This is a genomic window from Streptomyces xingningensis, assembly GCF_054957865.1.
Window position 1 is genome coordinate 117,718 of the sequence record NZ_JBDJPF010000009.1, and the last position, 20,590, is coordinate 138,307.

The following is a 20,590-nucleotide window of genomic DNA, read 5'->3' on the forward strand; positions in this document are numbered from 1 at the left end:
TCCGGGTCATCCTCCTAGAGGGTCCAGGCGAAGCGCGGCGTCCTGCGCTCCAGGAAGGCGGCGACCCCCTCCGCGGCGTCGCCGCTGCCGCGTGCCTGCTCGGCCCAGTGCGCGACGCGTTCCGGGCCCGGCGGCCCGGCCGTGAACTCCTTGGCCGCGGCCTGGGTCAGCTGGGAGCGCGAGGCCAGCACCCGGGCGAAGCGGGACACCCGTTCGTCCAGCGCGTCCGGCGGCCACACCTCGTCCACCAGGCCGGTGCGCAGGGCCCGGGTGGCGTCGATCAACTCGGCGGAGAAGAGCAGGTACTTGGCGGTCGCCGGGCCGGCCAGCCCGGTGAGCCGGCGGGTGGACGACGCCGGGTAGACGATGCCCAGCCGGGCCGGGGTGACCCCGAAGGACGCGCCCTCCGCGGCGAAGCGCAGATCGCAGGCGGCGGCCAGCTGGCAGCCGCCGCCCACGCAGTGGCCGCGCACGGCGGCCAGGGTCGGTTTGGGGAATGCCGCCAGCGCCTCCTCGGCCACCACCGAGAGCTCCTGGGAGGCCCGGGCGCCGTCGGTGGTCAGGGTGGCGATGTCCGCGCCCGCGCAGAAGGTGTCGCCCTCGCCGGTCAGCACCAGGACCCGTACCGCAGGGTCGGCGGCGCACCGCTCCAGCAGCGGCGGCAGGGCCCGCCACATCTCCGGGGTCATGGCATTGCGCTTGGCAGGGTTGGTGATGCGGATGGTCGCCGTGGTGTCGGCGACGTCCAGGTGCAGTGCGGGCTCCATGCGCCGGATGCTATCCGGGTCGCCCGGTGGTCCGGCCGTCGGAGATCGAGCTTCCGGATCGTCCGGCCAATGGTGAACTGGGCAGCCAGGAACAGTCGCGAGAGTGACCATGGCATACGCACACGATCAAATAGCGTCGATAGGCGCTGACTTCTGTTCAGCTGGCCGGTACTGAGCTCAGCATTCCCAACACTCGGTGTGTGCGGTGGAGCCACGGCGAGGGGTTGGTATCGGACATGGAGATCCTCGGGAGCGTTCCGCCCGAACCGGGGCAGGCCCCGCCGCGCCCAGCGGTCGTCTATGACGGCACCTGGCGGCTCACCGCTCCCGCGCTTCCCTCCTCCGTGCCCGGGACCCGGCACGCGGTCCGTGAGTTGATGAGGCGTCAGCAAGTGCTGCCGGCCGGAGACCGGCTGGACGGGCTGCTGCTGATCGTCTCGGAGCTGGTCACCAACGCCGTGCAGCACGCCGCGCTGCTCTCGCCCGAAGTGGCCGTGGAGATCTCCATCGGCCCGCAGTGGGTGCGGGTGGCCGTCGAGGACGACCACCCCTGCCGCCCCAAACCCCTGGCGGCGGACGAGGAGCGGATCGGCGGCCGGGGGCTGCTGCTGGTGCAGGCCGTGGTGGAGGAGGCGGGCGGGGCGTGTGATGTCGAGCACACGGCGGGCGGCGGCAAGGTGGTCTGGGCCGCCCTGCCGCTCGTGCCCCTCCCGGGCGCTACCAGCCGGCCTCGGTGCCGATGACCTCGCGCACCGCCGGGCGCACGGTGTCCAGCACCGTCATGAACCAGGCCGAGAACGGCGCCCCGCGCCGCAGCTCCCCGAGCTCGGCGGGGGTGACGAACGCGGTCTCCTCGATCTCCTCCGGGTCCGGGCGCAGCGCGGCCCGCACCATGCCGACAAAGAGGTGGTTGTACTCCTGTTCCACCAGGCCGGAGAGCGGGTCGGGGTGGTTGTAGCGCACCGTCCCCGCCTCGCGCAGCAGCGCGGGGGCGACGCCCAGCTCCTCGCCGGTGCGGCGGGCCGCGGCCGCGAACGGCGGCTCGCCCGGGTAGGGATGGCCGCAGCAGGTGTTCGACCAGACGCCGGGGGAGTGGTATTTGCCCAGTGCCCGGCGCTGCAGCAGCAGCCGTCCGTGGTCGTCGAAGAGGAAGACCGAGAAGGCGCGATGCAGTCTGCCGGGGGCGAGGTGTGCGGAGAGCTTCTCGGCGGTGCCGATGGTTCTGCCGTCCTCGTCGACGAGTTCCAGCATGATCGGTTCAGCACTGTCGGCGGAGGCGGGGGCCGTGGTGGAGTCGGCTGAGCGGCCCTCGGCTGATGTGATCGGCATTGACCATCCTCGGTGTCGGACTTCGACCATCAAGTCTGCCGTACGTGGCCTGCGCCGCCACGCCGGACGGCGGATGAGGGAGCCGGTTCAGTGGCACAGCCGGGCCTCGTGCGCGGCGTGGCCGCCGGGTTCCAGCTGGAAGGTGCAGTGCTCCACGTCGAAGTGCTCGCCCAGGCATCCCTGGAGGTCGTGCAGCATCTTCTCGTGGCCCGCCGCATCCAGTGCCGTCCGGTCCACCACCACATGCGCCGACAGCACCGGCATCCCCGATGTGATCGTCCACACATGGAGGTCGTGCAGCCCGGCCACCCCCGGCAGCGCCAGGATGTGCGCCCGTACCTCGTCCAGATCGACGTTCCGCGGCGCGGCCTCCAGCAGGACGTCCAGCGCCTCGCGGAGCAGCTTGAGGGTACGGGGCACGATCATCAGCCCGATCAGCAGCGAGGCGATGGGGTCCGCCTGGGTCCAGCCGGTGGCCATGATCACCAGGGCGGAGACGACCACGGCCAGCGACCCCAGCGCGTCCGAGAGCACCTCCAGGAAGGCCCCGCGCACATTGAGGCTCTCCCGCTGGCCGCGCATCAGCAGGGACAGCGAGATCACATTGGCCACCACGCCCACCAGTCCGAAGACGACCGTCAGGCCGCCCGGCACCTCCACCGGCTGGGCCAGCCGCTGGATGGCCTTGACCAGGATGTAGCCCCCGACGCCCAGCAACAGCAGGCAGTTCAACAGCGCGGCCAGGATCTCGGCGCGGGCGAAGCCATAGGTGCGCTGCCCGCCGGCCGGCCGGTTGGCGAAGTGGATCGCCACCAGTGCCATCGAGACCCCCACCGCGTCCGTCGCCATGTGCCCGGCCTCGGCGAGCAGCGCCAGCGAGCCGGTCAGCACACTGCCGACGGTCTGCGCGGCGAGCACCGTGAGGGTGATGCCCAGCGCGGTCCGCAGCCGGCCCCGGTAGGCGGCGGCCGCGGTGCCGCCCGGGGGAGGGGAGCCGCCGTGCGAGTGGTCGTGCCCTGCACCCATGAACGCCGCCTCCCGGACACCGAGCGGTCCCGGTCGGCGAGCGCCGCCGGGAACCTCAGTGAACTACGGGTGGGGGGTATCCGGCAAAGCGCCGGTGAACATCCTATTGTCGGCGCTGACCTGCGGTGACCGACTCTCGGCCGGTCAGCTGCGAGCTGCCTGCGGGTGGTGCAGGCGCCATCCTTCCCAGGCCGATTCGACCATGCTCCGCAGGTCGTGCCGCGGGCTCCAGCCGAGGGTTTCCCAGATCAGTTCGTTGGCCGCCACGACACGCGCCGGATCACCCGGACGGCGTGGCCCGACCTCGGCCGCCAGCTCGGTGCGACCGGTGACCTCGGTGATCAGATCCGCCATCTCGCGCACCGACACCCCGCGCCCGGTGCCGACGTTCAGCGTCAGATCGCCGGTTCCCGGCGACCCGGCCAGCCGGCGGGCGGCAGCCATGTGCGCCCTGGCGAGGTCGCTGACGTGGATGTAGTCGCGGATGCAGGTCCCGTCGGGGGTGTCGTAGTCGGCACCGAAGATCCGGGGGCGCTCCCCCCGGGTGATCCGGTCGAACATCATCGGGATGATGTTGAACACACCGGCGTCCGCCAGTTCCGGCCGGGCCGCGCCCGCCACATTGAAGTAGCGCAGGCACGCGGTGGAGAAGCCGTGCGCGGCCCCCGCCGCCCGCACCAGCCACTCGCCCGCCAGCTTGGTCTCGCCATAGGGGTTGACCGGGGAACACGGCGTCTCCTCGGTGACCAGATCGACGTCCGGCATGCCGTAGACGGCCGCGGAGGAGGAGAAGACAAAGCTGCCGACGCCCGCCGCCACCACCGCTTCGAGCAGCACGGTCAGCCCGTGCACATTCTCCCGGTAGTAGAGCAGGGGCTTCTCCACCGACTCCCCGACCTGCTTCTTCGCCGCCAGGTGCACCACGCCCGCCACCCCCAGCCCGGCGAACGCGCGGTCCAGGGCGGACCGGTCCAGTACCGAGCCCCGCACCAGCGGTACGCCCTCCGGCAGCCGGTCCGCGACCCCGCTGGACAGGTCGTCCAGGACCGCGACCCGCTCCCCGGCCGCCACCATCGCCTGCGCCACATGCGCCCCGATATATCCGGCCCCACCTGTGATCAGCCACGTCATGACGGCACCCTAGACCAGCCGGATCCGCCGCCGGGCAGAGCCCGTTTTGTCCGTCCGGCCGCCGGTCCGCCATGCTGGGGGCCCGCGCGAACACCCGGCACCGGAACTCCTCGGATGTCCCGGACGTCCTGTCGGTAGCGGGGGCCCGGGCGGCTCCGCCGCATGACCGCTTCGGGTGATCCGATAGCCTCTGCCGACGTGCCGCACGCCACCCGACGCCGGGCCGCGTGCCATACCCGCTGCCCGGAGACCCTGCGGAGCCGAGGCGGCCGCATCCCTGCCTGAGGCCGCAGCCAAGGAGTGAGTTCGTCTGTCGACCGCCATCCTCACCGGTTTGCCGCCCGTCGGCTCCTCCCTCGAGGACGACCTGCGGTCCCTGGGCTTCGACGTGCGGGTGGCGGCCGACGCCGCCGCGGTGCGCACCGAGCTCGCATCCGCCCCCGCCGGCGGCCGCGTCGCGCTGGTCGACCCCGGGTTCGTCGGCCACACCCACGCCCTGCGGCTGGCCCTGACCGACCCCCGCTTCCCGGCCGCCGCCATCCCCGGCGTGCTCGGTGCCCGGCCGGAGGCGCGGGCCGCGCTGGCGCGGGCGGCGGCCGAGGCCGTCCGGCCGGCCACGGTGCCCGGGGATTCCGCGCGCCCCGCGGCGGACCGGGCCCCCGGCGCCGGCAGCAGCCTCCCCGACCTCCTCGCCACCCGGCTCGAGGCCGAGGACCTCGCCGTCCACCGCCCCGACCTCGGCGTGCTGGTCGCCACCGTCCCCGCGGACGCACCGGCGCGCGCCAGGGCCGAGGCGGCGGTCGCCGCCACCGACGACGAGGCGGTGCGGCTGCGCAGCGCCGTGAAGTCCCGCGACGGCTTCTTCACCACCTTCTGCGTCAGCCCCTACTCCCGCTACCTCGCCCGCTGGTGCGCCCGCCGCGGCCTCACCCCCAACCAGGTGACCACCGCCTCGCTGCTCACCGCGCTCGTCGCCGCAGGCTGCGCGGCATCCGGCACCCGGCCCGGATTCGTCGCCGCGGGCCTGCTGCTGATCGCGTCCTTCGTGCTCGACTGCACCGACGGCCAGCTCGCCCGCTACTCGCTGCAGTACTCGACGCTCGGCGCCTGGCTCGACGCGACCTTCGACCGGGCCAAGGAGTACGCCTACTACGCGGGCCTGGCGCTCGGTGCCGCCCGCGGCGGAGGCCACGACGATGTATGGGCCCTCGCGCTCGGCGCGATGGTCCTGCAGACCTGCCGGCACGTCGTCGACTTCTCCTTCAACGAGGCGAATCACGACGCGAGCGCCAACACCAGCCCCACCGCCGCCCTCTCCGGAAGGCTGGACAACGTCGGCTGGACGGTCTGGGTCCGCCGCATGATCATCCTGCCGATCGGCGAGCGCTGGGCGCTGATAGCGGTGCTCACCGCCCTCACCACGCCCCGCATCGTCTTCGTCGTCCTGCTGATCGGCTGTGCCCTCGCCGCCTGCTACACCACCGCGGGACGGGTGCTGCGCTCCCTCGCCCGCAAGGCCCGCCGCACCGACCGTGCCGCCCGGGCGCTGTACGACCTCGCCGACTCCGGGCCGTTGGCGGAGGCGATCGGCAAGATCGCCCGCAGCAAGGGCGCCATGACCGCTCCGGTGCTCGCCCTGGCCGGCGCGGCGCTGCTGCTGGTCCCGCTCCGGTGGCACCCGGCGGCGAGCTGGTGGCCGGTCCTCGGCGCCGCCGGCTACGCGGTCTTCGCCGGGGTTGCCGTCGCCGCGCCCCTCAAGGGATCGCTCGACTGGCTGGTGCCGCCGGTCTTCCGCGCGGCCGAATATGTGACGATCCTGACCCTGGCCGCCCACTCACACGCCCCCGGCGCACTCCCCGCCGCATTCGGCCTGGTGGCCGCAGTCGCCTACCATCACTACGACACGGTGTACCGCATCCGCGGCGGCACCGGCGCGCCCCCGCACTGGCTGGTGCGGGCGATCGGCGGGCACGAAGGACGGGTCCTGGCGGTCACCATCGCCGCCGTCCTGTGGCACAAACAAGGCTTCACCCTCGCATTGACGGTCCTCGCGGCCGTCATCGCGCTGACGGTGCTCAGCGAGAGCATCCGCTTCTGGGTGTCCTCCGGGGCGCCCGCAGTACACGACGAAACAGGAGAACCCGCATGATCGGCCTTGTGCTGGCAGCCGGCGCCGGACGCCGTCTGCGCCCCTACACCGACGCCCTCCCCAAGGCCCTGGTGCCCGTGGACCCGGCGGGAGAAGGGGCCACGACCGTCCTCGACCTGACCCTGGCCAACTTCGCCGAGGTCGGTCTGACCGAGGTCGCGATCGTCGTCGGCTACCGCAAGGAGGCCGTGTACGCGCGCCAGGCGGCGCTCCAGGAGAAGTACGGCCTCAAGATCACCCTCATCGACAACGACAAGGCCGAGGAGTGGAACAACGCCTACTCCCTGTGGTGCGCCCGTGAGGTGCTGGGCCGTGGTGTGATCCTCGCCAACGGCGACACCGTCCACCCCGTCTCCGTCGAGAAGACCCTGCTGGACGCCCGGGGCAACGGCCAGAAGATCATCCTCGCCCTGGACACGGTGAAGAACCTCGCCGACGAGGAGATGAAGGTCATCGTGGACCCCGAGCAGGGCGTCCGGAGGATCACCAAGCTGATGGACCCGGCCACCGCGACCGGTGAGTACATCGGTGTCACCCTGATCGAGGCCGAGGCCGGCGCCGAGCTCGCCGACGCGCTCAGGACGACCTTCGAGAAGGACCCCGACCTCTACTACGAGGACGGCTACCAGGAGCTGGTCAACCGCGGCTTCAAGATCGACACCGCGCCGATCGGCGACGTCAAGTGGGTCGAGATCGACAACCACGACGACCTCGCCAAGGGCCGGGAGATCGCGTGCCAGTACTGACGAGGCTCATCCCCTCGCCGGTCGTCGTCGACATCCGCGCCGGAGCGCTCAACGATCTCGCGAGCGTCCTCGCCGACCAGCGGATCTCCAGCTCCGGCAAGCTGGCCATCGCCATCAGCGGCGGCTCCGGGGCGGCGCTGCGCGAGCGGCTCGCCCCGGCGCTGCCCGGCGCCACCTGGTACGCGGTGGGCGGCGGCACGCTGGACGATGCGATCAAGCTGGCCGACGCCATGAAGTCCGGGCACTACGACGCCGTGGTGGGCCTGGGCGGCGGCAAGATCATCGACTGTGCGAAGTTCGCCGCCGCGCGGGTCGGCCTGCCGCTGGTCGCGGTGGCGACCAACCTCGCGCACGACGGCCTGTGTTCGCCGGTCGCCACCCTCGACAACGACGCGGGCCGCGGCTCGTACGGGGTGCCCAACCCGATAGCGGTCGTCATCGACCTCGACGTGGTCCGCCAGGCGCCGGCCCGCTATGTGCGCTCCGGCATCGGCGACGCGATCTCCAACATCTCCTCCGTCGCCGACTGGGAACTGTCCAACCGGGAGACCGGCGAGGCGATCGACGGCCTGGCCGCCGCCCTGGCCCGGCAGGCCGGCGAGGCCGTGCTCCGGCACCCCGGCGGGGTGGCGGACGACGGCTTCCTCCAGGTACTGGCCGAGGGCCTGGTGCTCACCGGCATCTCGATGTCCGTGGCCGGCGACAGCCGCCCGGCCTCCGGCGCCTGCCACGAGATCAACCACGCCTTCGACCTGCTCTACCCCAAGCGCGCCGCGCCGCACGGCGAACAGTGCGGTCTGGGCGCCGCCTTCGCGATGCACCTGCGCGGTGCCCGCGAGGAGTCCGCGCTGATGGTCCAGGTGCTGCGGCGGCACAACCTGCCCGTGCTGCCCGCCGACATCGGCTTCACCGAGGACGAGTTCGTCCGCGCCGTGGAGTTCGCGCCGCAGACCCGCCCCGGGCGGTACACCATCCTGGAGCACCTCGACCTCTCCACCGACCAGATCAGGGACGCATACGCCGACTATGCAGAAACCGTCAGTCGCTGAACTCCGCCCGGTCGTCCACCCCGTGGGTGTCAAGGACCGGCGCAGCGGTGAGCACTGGGCCGGACGCCTGTACATGCGGGAGATCTCGCTGCGCTGCGACCGGTATCTGGTGAACACCAGGATCACCCCCAACCAGCTCACCTATCTGATGACCGTCGCGGGTGTGCTCGCGGCCCCGGCTCTGCTGGTGCCGGGGATCGCGGGCGCCGTGCTCGGCGTGGTCATGGTCCAGCTCTACCTGCTGCTGGACTGCGTCGACGGCGAGATCGCCCGCTGGCGGAAGCAGTACTCGATGTCCGGGGTGTACCTGGACCGGGTCGGGGCCTATCTGTGCGACGCCGCGGTCCTGGTCGGCCTGGGCCTGCGCGCCGCCGACCTGTGGGGCGGCGGCCGGATCGACTGGCTGTGGGCCTTCCTCGGCACTCTCGCCGCGCTCGGCGCCGTCCTGATCAAGGCCGAGACCGACCTTGTCGGCGTCGCCCGCCACCAGCAGGGCCTGCCACCGGTCAAGGAGGCCGCGGCCGAGCCGCGCTCCTCCGGCATGGCGCTGGCCCGCAAGGCCGCCGCGGCGCTGAAGTTCCACCGGCTGATCCTCGGGATCGAGGCGTCCCTGCTGGTCCTGGTTCTCGCGATCGTGGACGCGAGCCGGGGGGACCTGTTCTTCACCCGCCTCGGCACCGCGGTCCTGGCCGGCATCGCCGTCCTCCAGACCCTGCTCCACCTGGTGTCCATCCTCGCCTCGCGCAGGCTGCGATGAGCACCGCCCGGGCCAAGGTCGGCGCGGTCGTCCTGACCATGGGCAACCGCCCCGACGAACTGCGCGCGCTGCTGGAGTCGGTCGCCAAGCAGACCGGCGACCCGATCGAGGTCGTGGTCGTCGGCAATGGCTCCCCGCTGCCCCCGCTGTCGGTCCCCGGCCTGGCCATCAGGACCGTCGAGCTGCCCGAGAACGTGGGCATCCCGGCCGGCCGCAACGTCGGCATCGAGGCCTTCGGCCCGGCCGGCCGCGACGTCGACATCCTGCTCTTCCTCGACGACGACGGCCTGCTGCCCCACCAGGACACGGCCCAGCTGTGCCGGGAGGCCTTCGCCGCCGACCCCCGGCTGGGCATCATCAGCTTCCGCATCGCCGACCCCGACACCGGTGTCACCCAGCGCCGCCACGTACCGCGGCTGCGCGCCGCCGACCCGCTGCGCTCCTCGCGCGTGACCACCTTCCTCGGCGGCGCCAACGCGGCCCGGACCCGGGTCTTCGCCGAGGCCGGCACCCTGCCGGACGACTTCTTCTACGCGCACGAGGAGACCGACCTCGCCTGGCGGGCCCTGGACGCGGGCTGGATGATCGACTACCGGGCCGACCTGGTGCTCCACCACCCGACCACGGCCCCCAGCCGGCACGCGGTCTACCACCGGATGGTCGCCCGCAACCGGGTCTGGCTCGCCCGCCGCAACCTCCCCGCACCGCTGGTCCCCGTCTACCTCGGGGTGTGGCTGCTGCTGACCCTGGCCCGGCGCCCCTCGGTGCCCGCGCTGCGCGCCTGGTTCGGCGGTTTCAAGGAGGGCTGGTCCACGCCATGCGGTCCGCGGCGTCCCATGAAGTGGCGTACCGTTTGGCGCCTGACCCGACTGGGTCGCCCGCCCGTGATCTGACAAGCTCGTATCTGAGAGCATCGGGCGCCGACCGGGGCCCGGTCCCGGGCGGCGACCCTTGAGGACGAAAGTGTCAACTGTGAGCGAGACAACGCACGACAGTGCGGTCGCGGTGAGTGCCCCGGCCTCACCCGATGGCGGGCTGTCCGCCGCCGAGCTGGCCGCCGAGTACGGCCTCGCGGTCAGCGGTGCCCGCCCGTCGCTGCCGGAGTACGCCCGGCAGCTGTGGGCCCGGCGGCACTTCATCCTGGCCTTCTCCCGGGCCAAGCTGACCGCTCAGTACAGCCAGGCCAAGCTGGGCCAGGTCTGGCAGGTGGCCACGCCGCTGCTGAACGCGGCGGTGTACTACCTCATCTTCGGCCTGATCATGGACAGCAAGCGCCATGTGGGAGACGGCACCCCCCAGGCGTTCATCCCGTTCCTGGTGACCGGTGTCTTTGTCTTCACCTTCACCCAGAGCTCGTGCATGGCCGGCGTCCGGGCGATCTCCGGCAACCTCGGTCTGGTGCGCGCCCTGCACTTCCCCAGAGCGGCGCTGCCGATCTCCTTCGCGCTCCAGCAGCTCCAGCAGCTGCTGTACTCGATGGTGGTGCTGCTGGCCATCATGGTCGGCTGCGGGCACATGCCCCGGTTCTCCTGGCTGATGGTCATCCCGGTGCTGCTGCTCCAGCTCCTCTTCAACACCGGCCTGGCGATGGTCTTGGCCCGCCTGGGCAGCAAGACCCCCGACCTGGCCCAGCTGCTGCCGTTCGTCCTGCGCACCTGGATGTACCTGTCGGGCGTCATGTACCCGCTGATCGACAACCTGCGGCGGATGAAGGCCTCGCCCTGGGTCGTCGACCTGATCAGTGCCAACCCGGCGGCCGTCTTCATCGACCTCATGCGCTACTCGCTGATGGGCCATGTCAAGGGCGCCCCGCTGCCGCATCATGTGTGGCCGTTGGCCTTCGCCTGGGCGGTCGTCCTGGGCGTCGGCGGCTTCATCTACTTCTGGAAGGCTGAGGAGCAGTACGGCCGTGGCTGAGCAGAAGAGCAACGAACGCATCCCCACCGTCATCGCGGACGACGTGCACATCGTCTACCGGGTCTACGGCGGCAACACCGGCCGCGGCAGCGCCACCGCGGCCCTCAACCGCATCATCCGCCGCAAGCCGGGCGCGGGCGTCCGCGAGGTGCATGCGGTCAAGGGCGTGAGCTTCACCGCATACCGCGGCGAGGCCATCGGCCTCATCGGCTCCAACGGCTCCGGGAAGTCCACGCTGCTGAAGGCCGTCGCCGGACTGCTGCCCACCGAGCGCGGCAAGGTCTACACCGGCGGCCAGCCCTCGCTGCTGGGCGTCAACGCGGCGATGATGAACGACCTCACCGGAGAGAAGAACGTTCTCCTCGGCGGTCTGGCCATGGGCATGTCCCGCGAGGAGATCCGCAGCCGCTACCAGGAAATCGTCGACTTCTCGGGCATCAACGAGAAGGGCGACTTCATCACCCTGCCCATGCGCACCTACTCCTCCGGCATGGCGGCCCGGCTCCGTTTCTCCATCGCGGCGGCCAAGGACCACGATGTGCTGATGATCGACGAGGCCCTGGCCACCGGCGACCGGTCGTTCCAGAAGCGCTCCGAGGAGCGGGTGCGCGAGCTGCGCGAGGAGGCCGGGACGGTCTTCCTCGTCAGCCACAACAACAGATCGATCCGGGACACCTGCAACCGCGTCCTATGGCTCGAGCGTGGTGAGCTGATGATGGACGGTCCGACGGACGAGGTGGTCCGGGCCTACGAGAAGGAGACGGCCCGCTGACCTCGGGCCCTCGGCAACGGGCGCACAACGGGCAAGGCCTTCGCCGCCGTTCGGCGAAGGCCTTGCCCGTTTCGTGATCATTGAGATGGCACCAATCGGGTTATTGACAGGACGCCCCGGGTATGGCGTGGCATTGTATGGATCAAGCACGTACCTCGGCGTACACCGGAAACTTGTACGGCGTACGCTGTAGCGTGCTTCGGGGGCGAAGCGCGGCGGCACCAGGGTGCCCGCGACGCCGCAGGTGGCGTGTGGGGGCGGCTCAAGGGGGAGTCACCGGGCGGGGTCGCGCTGCGGCGTGTCCGAAATAGGATGTTCTGGGTCGGCAGTGTAGAACGGGAGATGTGACGGCAATGGCTGTGTTGGCTGCGAGGCCTCTCCAGAGCAGAGGCGCGTATGCCGTCTTTGGTCCGGGCAGCCCGCGATGACCGCGGGGACGGACGCGCACGCGCGCGCCGTGCTCGACAAAGCCGCGCACGAGAACTTCCCGGTGGCGCCCTTCTTTGTGCCACGCGCCTGGCGGGACGACCTGATGGCGGTCTACGGGTACGCCCGCCTCGTCGACGACATCGGTGACGGCGATCTCGCCCCCGGTGGCCGCGACGCCGAGCTGCTGGGGCTCGACCGTGAGCAGACGGACGACCGGCTCGCCATGCTGGACGCCTTCGAGGCCGACCTGCGGCGGGTCTTCGACCGCGGCGGCCGGGGTCCTCGCCACCCGCTGCTGCTCCGGCTGCGGCCGACCGTGCGCCGCCACGGACTGACCCCCGAGCCCTTCCTCGGCCTGATCGAGGCCAACCGGCAGGACCAGCGGGTCCGCCGCTATGACACCTATGACGGCCTGCTCGGCTACTGCGAACTGTCCGCGAACCCCGTCGGCCGGTTGGTGCTCGCCATCACCGGCACCGCCAGCCCCGAGCGGGTCCGCCGCTCGGACGCGGTGTGCACGGGGCTGCAGATCGTCGAGCACCTGCAGGACGTCGCCGAGGACCTCGGGCGGGACCGGATCTACCTTCCGGCCGAGGACCTGAAACGCTTCCGGGTGACCGAGGCCGACCTCGCGCGTCCGACCGGTGGCGCGTCGGTGCGTGCGCTGGTCGCGTATGAGGCGGAACGCGCCCGGCACCTGCTGAATGAAGGCACCCCCCTGGTGGGTAGCGTCCACGGCAGGCTGAAGCTGTTGCTCGCGGGGTTCGTGGGCGGGGGGAGAGCCGCGCTCAGAGCGGTCGCCGCCGCAGGTCACGACGTACTCCCCGGACCGCCCAAGCCCACCAAGCTCAGCCTGCTGCGCGAGGTGGGGGCGACACTGCGAAGAGAGGGGTGAGCGGGACCGTGAACGGAACGCCACACGCGTCCGCGCCGGTACTCGCCGCGTACAGCTACTGCGAGGCCGTCACCGGACAGCAGGCCGGCAACTTCAGCTATGGCATCAGGCTGCTGCCGACCGCCAAACGGCGGGCGATGTCGGCGCTGTACGCCTTCTCGCGCCGGATCGACGACATCGGCGACGGCCCGCTGGACGCGGAGTCCAAGCGGCTCCGGCTGGAGGAGACGCGAGCGCTGCTCGGCCGGATCAGGGACGGCGAGGTCGACGAGGACGACACCGACCCGGTGGCCGTCGCGCTCGCCCATGCCGCGCGGCGCTTTCCCCTTCCGCTCGGCGCGCTCGACGAACTGATCGACGGTGTCCAGATGGACGTTCGTGGCCAGACCTATGAGACCTGGGACGATCTCGCCGAGTACTGCCGCTGCGTCGCCGGCTCCATCGGGCGGCTCTCGCTCGGAGTGTTCGGGACCGTGCCCGGCGCGCGGGATGCCGCGCGCGCCTCGGAGTACGCCAATACGCTCGGTCTTGCTCTCCAGCTCACCAACATCCTGCGTGACGTCCGCGAGGACGCGGCCAACGGCCGTACCTATCTGCCCTCCGACGACCTCGCCAAGTTCGGCTGCTCCGGCGGATTCCGCTCCGCCGAACCGGCCGTCGGCGCCGACTTCACCGGTCTGGTGGCGTTCGAGGTCCGGCGCGCCCGTGCGCTGTTCGCCGAGGGCATGCGGCTGTTGCCCATGCTCGACCGGCGCAGCGGCGCCTGCGTCGCCGCCATGGCCGGCATCTACCGCAGGCTGCTGGAGCGCATCGCCGAGGACCCGCAGGCCGTGCTGCGCGGCCGGGTCTCCCTCCCCGGGCGCGAGAAGGCCCTGGTGGCCGTGCGCGGCCTGTCCGGATACGACGCGCGCAGCGTCCACCGGCAGACCGCCAGAGGGCGCGCTTGATGACCGCCGCTCACCTCGGCAGACGGTGTGCTCTTCGGCACCCCGTGGAGAGCGCAACCCTCCGCCCGGTGGACGCGTCCCTGACAGCAGTCGAGGGGGTGGGAGCATGACGGCACAACCGACGACCCGGCCCGATCGGCTCAGCACAGACGAGGCAGGCCGCCCCGACGGGGCGGCCGCGGTGGTGATCGGGGGCGGGCTCGCCGGCCTCACGGCGGCGCTCGAGCTCGCCGGTGCCGGGCTGCGGGTCACCCTGCTGGAGGGGCGCCCCCGGCTGGGCGGGCTCGCCTTCTCCTTCCGCCGGGGGGAGTTGACCGTCGACAACGGGCAGCATGTCTTCCTGCGCTGCTGCACCGCCTACCGCTGGTTCCTGAACCGGGTCGACGCGCACCACCTGGCCCCGGTCCAGGAGCGGCTGGACGTGCCGGTGCTGGACATCGGGCACTCCTCCGGGCGCCCGCGCCTGGGCCGGCTGCGCCGCACCGCGCTGCCCGTGCCGCTGCACCTGGCGGCGAGCCTCGCCACCTACCCGCATCTGACGCCCGCCGAGCGGCTCACGGTCGGCCGGGCCGCGCTGGCGCTCAAGAAGCTCGACCCGGCCGATCCGGCGCTGGACCGCGTGGACTTCGCGGGCTGGCTGCGGAACAACGGCCAATCGGCCCGTACCGTCGAGGCGTTGTGGGACCTCGTGGGCGTGGCCACCCTCAACGCCACGGCCGATCAGGCCTCGTTGGGGCTGGCCGCCACGGTCTTCAAGACCGGGCTGCTCTCCGACCCCGGCGCCGCCGACATCGGCTGGGCGCGGGTGCCGCTCGGGGAACTGCACGACACCCGGGCCCGCGCCGCCCTCGAGGCGGCCGGGGTGCGGATCGCACTGCGTACCCGGGTGACCGGGATCACCCGGGCCGCAGACGGTGGTTGGCGGGTTTCCACCGAGTCCGGGGCGGGCGGCACCGAGCGGCTGGACGCCGGTGTGGTGGTGCTCGCCGTGCCCCAGCGCGAGGCCCACGACCTGCTGCCCGAGGGCGCCCTCGAGGATCCGGGGCGGTTGCTGGGCATCGGCACCGCGCCGATCCTCAACCTGCACGTCGTCTACGACCGCAAGGTCCTGCGCCGGCCGTTCTTCACCGCGCTCGGCAGCCCCGTCCAGTGGGTCTTCGACCGTACGGACTCCTCGGGGCTGGCCGCGCGGGACGGCCGTGGCCAGTATCTGGCCGTCTCCCAGTCGGCCGCGCAGGACGACATCGACCGGCCCGTCGCCGAGCTGCGCGAGCGCTATCTGCCCGAGCTGGCACGGCTGTTGCCGGCCGCGCGCGGAGCGGAGGTACGGGACTTCTTCGTGACCCGGGAGCGGACCGCGACGTTCGCCCCCACCCCGGGCGTCGGCCGGCTGCGGCCGGGCGCCCGCACCGACGCGCCCGGCCTGTTCCTGGCAGGTGCGTGGACCGCCACCGGCTGGCCCGCGACCATGGAGGGTGCCGTGCGCAGCGGTCTGAACGCTGCCGACGCGGCACTCGGTGGGCTCGGCCGGCCGTATCGCCACCCCTTGCGGGAGGCGGCATGAGACGAGGCGGCCTGAAACAGCGAGCCATCAAGGCGTGCGCTCCCGAGGCGGAGCACACGTGAGCACGATCACCAGAGGAGAGACCGTGACTTCGGCGATCCCAGCTTGCGACACCGCGGGCGTCAACGCCCTGCTGGAGCGCGGACGGACGCTTGCCACGCCGGTGCTGCGTGCCGCGGTGGGCAGACTCGCGGCACCCATGGACACCGTCGCCGCCTATCACTTCGGCTGGATCGACGCCGAGGGGCGGCCGACGCACGGTGACAGCGGCAAGGCCGTCCGTCCCGCCCTGGCCCTGCTGTCCGCCGAGGCGGCCGGTGCGGCCCCCGAGGTCGGGGTGCCCGGCGCGGTGGCGGTGGAACTGGTGCACAACTTCTCGCTGCTGCACGACGACCTGATGGACGGCGACGAGCAGCGCCGGCACCGCGACACCGTGTGGAAGGTGCACGGCCCGGCCCAGGCCATCCTCGTCGGTGACGCGCTCTTCGCGCTCGCCAACGAGGTGCTGCTGGAGCTGGGTACCGCCGAGGCGGCCCGCGCGACCCGGCGGCTGACCACCGCCACCCGCAAGCTCATCGACGGTCAGGCCCAGGACATCTCCTATGAGCACCGTGAGCGTGTCACCGTCGCCGAATGCCTGGAGATGGAGGGCAACAAGACCGGTGCCCTGCTCGCCTGCGCCGTCTCCATCGGCGCGGTGCTCGGCGGCGCCGACGACCGTACGGCCGACGTCCTGGAGGCCTACGGCTACCATCTCGGCCTCGCCTTCCAGGCCGTGGACGACCTGCTCGGCATCTGGGGAGACCCGGAGGCCACCGGCAAGCAGACCTGGAGCGATCTGCGGCAGCGCAAGAAGTCCCTGCCGGTCGTCGCCGCCCTCGCGGCGGGCGGCCCCGCCTCCGAGCGGCTCGCCCGGATCCTGGCCGCCGACGCCAAGAGCGAAGAGATCGAAACAGCCGGCTTCGACGAGGAAGAATTCGCCAGCCGCGCGGCGTTGATCGAAGAGGCGGGCGGCCGGGAGTGGACCTCCCAGGAGGCCCGCCGGCAGCACGCCACCGCGATCGAGGCGCTCGATGGGGTTGACATCCCATCAGCAGTACGGGCGCAACTCGTGGCACTCGCGGACTTTGTTGTAGTACGAAAGAGATGATGAGTACTCACCCGAACTAGCCATCGCGGTCGCCGGCCGGCGCCCTTGCCCGGCGCCGGCCGACGGAACCCCCAGGTACGGCAGTACGGCAGAGAAGAAACTCACTGCATATAGGGGAAACCAATGACAGCGACGACCGACGGCGCCGGGGCGGTTCCGCCCCGGGCAGCCGAGGCCGATCAGAGCGACACCGCTCAGCCCGGCGCCACGGCCACCGGAGCGGTGACGGCGCAGGAAGGCGCCGAGCGGGCCACCGCCCGCGCCATCGAGCACCTGCTCGCCCGCCAGGACGACAAGGGGTGGTGGAAGGGCGACCTGGAGACCAATGTCACCATGGACGCCGAAGACCTGCTGCTCCGTCAGTTCCTCGGCATCCAGGACGAACGCACCACCCGCGCCGCGGCCCGCCACCTGCGCGCCGAGCAGCGCCCGGACGGCACCTGGGCCACCTTCCACGGCGGCCCCGGGGAGCTCTCCACCACGATCGAGGCCTATGCCGCCCTGCGGCTCGCCGGAGACGCGGCCGACGACAAGCACATGGCCGCGGCCGCCGCCTGGATCCGCGACCAGGGCGGCATCGCCGCCTCCCGGGTCTTCACCCGGATCTGGCTGGCGCTCTTCGGCTGGTGGAAGTGGGAAGACCTCCCCGAAGTGCCACCCGAGATCATGTACGTACCGAAGTGGTTCCCGCTCAACATCTACGACTTCGGCCAGTGGGCCCGGCAGACGATCGTGCCGCTCACCGTGGTCTCGGCCCTGCGGCCGGTACGGCCCGCACCCTTCGCCCTGGACGAACTGCACACCGACCCCGCCCGGCCCAACCCGCCGCGCCCGCTCGCCCCGGCCACCACCTGGGACGGCCTGTTCCAGCGCCTGGACAAGGTGCTGCACACCTACCACCGCTTCCCCGTCGCCCCACTGCGCCGCGCGGCCCTGAAGGCCGTCGCGCGGTGGATCATCGAGCGCCAGGAGAACGACGGTTGCTGGGGTGGCATCCAGCCGCCGGCCGTCTACTCCATCATCGCCCTGCACCTGCTCGGGTACGACCTGGAGCACCCGGTGCTGCGCGCCGGGCTCGAGTCGCTGGACCGTTTCGCCAGCTGGCGCGAGGACGCCGAGGGCAACCCGGTCCGCATGATCGAGGCATGCCAGTCCCCGGTCTGGGACACCTGCCTGGCCACCATCGCGCTCGCCGACGCCGGGCTGCGCCCCGACCACCCGGCGCTGGTCAAGGCCGCCGACTGGATGCTGGACGAGCAGATCACCCGGCCCGGCGACTGGACCGTGCGGCGGCCCGGACTGCCCCCGGGCGGCTGGGCGTTCGAGTTCGAGAACGACAACTACCCCGACATCGACGACACCGCCGAGGTGGTGCTCGCGCTCAAGCGCGTCCGGCACCCGCAGCCCCGGCGGGTCGAGGTGGCCGTTCAGCGCGCCATGCGCTGGACCGCGGGCATGCAGTCGAAGAACGGGGCCTGGGGGGCCTTCGACGCCGACAACACCAGCCCGTTCCCCAACCGGCTTCCGTTCTGCGACTTCGGCGAGGTCATCGACCCACCGTCGGCCGACGTCACCGCGCATGTGGTCGAGGCGCTGGCCGTCCTGGGCAAGCAGCACGACCCGCGCACCCGGCGCGGCATCGAGTGGCTGCTGGCCGAACAGGAGGAGAGCGGCGCCTGGTTCGGCCGCTGGGGGGTCAACTACGTCTATGGCACCGGCTCGGTGCTCCCCGCCCTGGTCGCCGCCGGGCTCCCGGCCTCCCACCCGGCCATCCGCCGGGCCGTCGGATGGCTGGAGAGCGTCCAGAACCCCGATGGGGGCTGGGGCGAGGACCTGCGCTCGTACCGCGACCCGGCCTGGATCGGGCGCGGTGCCTCCACCGCGTCACAGACCGCCTGGGCCCTGATGGCCCTGCTCGCCGCCGAGGAGCGGGAGAGCAGGACCGTCGAGCGGGGCGTGCGCTGGCTCGCCGAGACCCAGCGCGAGGACGGCTCCTGGGACGAGCCGTACTTCACCGGCACCGGATTCCCCTGGGACTTCTCCATCAACTACCACCTGTACCGCCAGGTCTTCCCGCTGACGGCGCTCGGCCGCTATCTGCACGGAGACCTCATCGCCACCGGTGGCCTGGAGGCCTGATGACATCCGGCACGGAACCACCCGCATCCGCACCGCTGCTGATCGCCTGTGCGCTCGGCATCGAGCGCCTCGCGCTGCGCGGCGGCCTCGGCGGTGCCGCGGGTCCGGTGACCGTGCTGCGCACCGGCATGGGACCGCAGGCCGCGGACCGTGCGGTGACTCGTGCCCTCGGTGGTGACACGGCCGTGAGCGAAGCGGCCGTGATCGCCACCGGGTTCTGTGCCGGCCTGGCCCCCGGAATGCACCCCGGGGACCTGGTCGTCGCCGATGAGACCCGCGACCGGGAGGGACGGACCGAGTGCGTCGGTGTCGAGCTGCTCGCCAAGGAGCTCGCCCGGGCCGTGACCGGTCGCGCCATCCACACCGGCCCGCTGGTCGGTTCCGACCATGTGGTGCGCGGAGCGGAACGGGCCGCCCTGCACACCGCGGGCGCACTGGCGGTGGACATGGAGTCCGCCGCCACGCTCCGAAGCGCCGTGCGGGCGGGTTCACGCCCTGTTGCGGCCGTACGAGTGGTCGTGGACGCTCCAGAACATGAACTCGTCCGGATCGGGACGCTGCGGGGTGGAATATCGGCATTCCGTGTGCTCCGCACCGTCCTCCCGGCCTTTTTTGAATGGCACCGTTCTTTGCTGCTCCCCAGGAGGTGAGCCAGATGGCCATGCCGCTCCGTCAGTCCATTCGGGTCGGTACCTATCTCTTTGAACAGAAGCTGCGGAAGCGCGACAAGTTCCCACTGATCGTGGAACTTGAACCACTTTTCGCCTGCAACCTCAAGTGCGAAGGATGCGGCAAGATCCAGCATCCGGCCGGAGTGCTCAAACAGCGCATGCCGGTGGCCCAGGCGGTAGGCGCGGTGCTGGAATCCGGCGCGCCCATGGTGTCCATCGCGGGCGGCGAACCGCTGATGCATCCCCAGATCGACGAAATCGTCCGGCAGCTGGTGGCCAAGCGGAAATACGTTTTCCTGTGCACCAACGCCATGCTGCTGCGCAAGAAGCTGCACAAGTTCACGCCCTCGCCGTATTTTGCGTTCGCCGTGCACATCGACGGGCTGCGTGAGCGGCACGACGAATCCGTTGCGAAGGAGGGCGTCTTCGACGAGGCGGTGGAGGCGATGAAGGAGGCCAAGCGGCGCGGCTTCCGGGTCACCACCAACTCGACCTTCTTCAACACCGACACCCCTCAGACCATCATCGAAGTCCTCAACTTCCTCAATGACGACCTCAAGGTGGACGAGATGATGATCTCGCCCGCCTACGCCTATGAGAAGGCGCCCGACCAGGACCACTTCCTGGGGGTCGAGCAGACCCGCGAGCTCTTCAGGAAGGCATTCGCAGGCGGAAACCGGAAGCGCTGGCGGCTCAACCACAGCCCGCTCTTCCTCGACTTCCTCGAGGGCAAGGCGGATTTCCCGTGCACCGCCTGGGCCATTCCCAACTACTCGCTCTTCGGCTGGCAGCGCCCCTGCTACCTGATGAGCGACGGGTATGTGCCGACCTACCGGGAACTGGTCGAGGAGACCGACTGGGACAAGTACGGCCGGGGCAGGGATTCGCGCTGCGACAACTGCATGGCGCACTGCGGCTATGAGCCCACGGCCGTCCTGGCCACCATGGGATCGCTCAAGGAGTCGCTGCGCGCGGCCCGCGAGACCGTCGCCGGAAACCGGGGCTGACGTCATGGCCTCGGTGGAGCCGGTATCGCTCGGCCTCCCCGGCGTACCGTCCCGGCCCCTCGCGATGCGCCGCCCTTCGCGGCGCATCGCGGTCGGGTCGGTGGCGGTGGGTGGGGATGCTCCGGTGTCGGTGCAGTCGATGACG

The 20,590-nt window shown here is 71.6% G+C and carries 19 protein-coding genes and 1 pseudogene; 16 read left to right on the forward strand and 4 right to left on the reverse strand.

Annotated elements, in window-relative coordinates:
* Nucleotides 1-14: 14 nt before the first annotated feature.
* Nucleotides 15-767 carry an enoyl-CoA hydratase/isomerase family protein gene (locus ABCR83_RS07605; RefSeq protein ID WP_462694057.1) on the reverse strand — a complete coding sequence of 251 codons (753 nt, stop codon included), beginning with the start codon at nt 765-767 and terminating at the stop codon, nt 15-17.
* A gap of 236 nt (nt 768-1,003) precedes the next feature.
* On the opposite strand from ABCR83_RS07605, the gene ABCR83_RS07610 reads away from it, so the two are divergent.
* Nucleotides 1,004-1,510, forward strand: coding sequence for an ATP-binding protein (locus tag ABCR83_RS07610; protein ID WP_462694058.1), 507 nt, complete (start codon nt 1,004-1,006; stop codon nt 1,508-1,510).
* Here the strand turns inward: ABCR83_RS07610 and idi are convergent.
* The 3 genes from idi to galE form a co-directional block, all read right to left on the reverse strand.
* Nucleotides 1,485-2,096, reverse strand: coding sequence for an isopentenyl-diphosphate Delta-isomerase (gene idi, locus ABCR83_RS07615; RefSeq protein ID WP_462694059.1), 612 nt, complete (start codon nt 2,094-2,096; stop codon nt 1,485-1,487). The genes ABCR83_RS07610 and idi overlap by 26 nt on opposite strands.
* A gap of 87 nt (nt 2,097-2,183) precedes the next feature.
* A complete protein-coding gene (locus tag ABCR83_RS07620; protein WP_462694060.1) occupies nt 2,184-3,122 on the reverse strand; it encodes a cation diffusion facilitator family transporter in 939 nt (312 codons plus the stop codon).
* 144 nt (nt 3,123-3,266) lie between these two features.
* Entirely contained in the window at nt 3,267-4,253 is a 987-nt protein-coding gene (gene galE / locus ABCR83_RS07625; protein WP_462694061.1) for a UDP-glucose 4-epimerase GalE, read from the reverse strand.
* Between the two features lie 310 nt (nt 4,254-4,563).
* Here galE and ABCR83_RS07630 point away from each other — a divergent pair, with 310 nt between their 5' ends.
* The 15 genes and pseudogenes from ABCR83_RS07630 to ABCR83_RS07700 form a co-directional block, all read left to right on the forward strand.
* On the forward strand, nt 4,564-6,402 hold the full coding sequence (locus ABCR83_RS07630; protein ID WP_462694080.1) for a DUF5941 domain-containing protein: 1,839 nt from the start codon (nt 4,564-4,566) through the stop codon (nt 6,400-6,402).
* Nucleotides 6,399-7,148, forward strand: coding sequence for a phosphocholine cytidylyltransferase family protein (locus ABCR83_RS07635; protein ID WP_462694062.1), 750 nt, complete (start codon nt 6,399-6,401; stop codon nt 7,146-7,148). Before ABCR83_RS07630 ends, ABCR83_RS07635 begins: the two co-directional genes overlap by 4 nt.
* On the forward strand, nt 7,136-8,197 hold the full coding sequence (locus ABCR83_RS07640; RefSeq protein ID WP_462694063.1) for an iron-containing alcohol dehydrogenase family protein: 1,062 nt from the start codon (nt 7,136-7,138) through the stop codon (nt 8,195-8,197). The genes ABCR83_RS07635 and ABCR83_RS07640 overlap by 13 nt, the downstream gene beginning before the upstream one ends.
* The gene (locus ABCR83_RS07645; RefSeq protein WP_462694064.1) at nt 8,175-8,954 is read left to right on the forward strand and encodes a CDP-alcohol phosphatidyltransferase family protein; all 780 of its coding nucleotides are present in this window, start codon (nt 8,175-8,177) and stop codon (nt 8,952-8,954) included. The genes ABCR83_RS07640 and ABCR83_RS07645 overlap by 23 nt, the downstream gene beginning before the upstream one ends.
* On the forward strand, nt 8,951-9,847 hold the full coding sequence (locus tag ABCR83_RS07650; protein WP_462694065.1) for a glycosyltransferase family 2 protein: 897 nt from the start codon (nt 8,951-8,953) through the stop codon (nt 9,845-9,847). The genes ABCR83_RS07645 and ABCR83_RS07650 overlap by 4 nt, the downstream gene beginning before the upstream one ends.
* Nucleotides 9,848-9,926: 79 nt before the next feature.
* Nucleotides 9,927-10,871: an ABC transporter permease gene (locus ABCR83_RS07655; RefSeq protein ID WP_462694066.1), complete on the forward strand. Its 945-nt coding sequence runs from the start codon at nt 9,927-9,929 to the stop codon at nt 10,869-10,871.
* The gene (locus ABCR83_RS07660; RefSeq protein ID WP_462694067.1) at nt 10,864-11,643 is read left to right on the forward strand and encodes an ABC transporter ATP-binding protein; all 780 of its coding nucleotides are present in this window, start codon (nt 10,864-10,866) and stop codon (nt 11,641-11,643) included. Before ABCR83_RS07655 ends, ABCR83_RS07660 begins: the two co-directional genes overlap by 8 nt.
* A gap of 424 nt (nt 11,644-12,067) precedes the next feature.
* The gene (hpnC, locus tag ABCR83_RS07665) at nt 12,068-12,967 is read left to right on the forward strand and encodes a squalene synthase HpnC (protein ID WP_462694068.1); all 900 of its coding nucleotides are present in this window, start codon (nt 12,068-12,070) and stop codon (nt 12,965-12,967) included.
* Nucleotides 12,964-13,914 carry a presqualene diphosphate synthase HpnD gene (gene hpnD / locus ABCR83_RS07670; RefSeq protein ID WP_462694069.1) on the forward strand — a complete coding sequence of 317 codons (951 nt, stop codon included), beginning with the start codon at nt 12,964-12,966 and terminating at the stop codon, nt 13,912-13,914. Before hpnC ends, hpnD begins: the two co-directional genes overlap by 4 nt.
* Before the next feature lie 106 nt (nt 13,915-14,020).
* The gene (gene hpnE, locus ABCR83_RS07675; RefSeq protein WP_462694070.1) at nt 14,021-15,478 is read left to right on the forward strand and encodes a hydroxysqualene dehydroxylase HpnE; all 1,458 of its coding nucleotides are present in this window, start codon (nt 14,021-14,023) and stop codon (nt 15,476-15,478) included.
* Between the two features lie 85 nt (nt 15,479-15,563).
* Nucleotides 15,564-16,628, forward strand: coding sequence for a polyprenyl synthetase family protein (locus ABCR83_RS07680; RefSeq protein ID WP_462694071.1), 1,065 nt, complete (start codon nt 15,564-15,566; stop codon nt 16,626-16,628).
* Between the two features lie 123 nt (nt 16,629-16,751).
* Entirely contained in the window at nt 16,752-18,767 is a 2,016-nt protein-coding gene (shc, locus tag ABCR83_RS07685) for a squalene--hopene cyclase (RefSeq protein WP_462694072.1), read from the forward strand.
* Nucleotides 18,767-19,417, forward strand: coding sequence for a phosphorylase family protein (locus tag ABCR83_RS07690; RefSeq protein ID WP_462694073.1), 651 nt, complete (start codon nt 18,767-18,769; stop codon nt 19,415-19,417). Before shc ends, ABCR83_RS07690 begins: the two co-directional genes overlap by 1 nt.
* Nucleotides 19,418-19,422: 5 nt before the next feature.
* Nucleotides 19,423-20,445 (forward strand): adenosyl-hopene transferase HpnH, encoded by a 1,023-nt coding sequence (gene hpnH, locus ABCR83_RS07695; protein WP_462694074.1) that lies wholly within the window; start codon nt 19,423-19,425, stop codon nt 20,443-20,445.
* A gap of 4 nt (nt 20,446-20,449) precedes the next feature.
* Nucleotides 20,450-20,590: pseudogene (locus ABCR83_RS07700) on the forward strand (flavodoxin-dependent (E)-4-hydroxy-3-methylbut-2-enyl-diphosphate synthase); the annotation flags it as partial.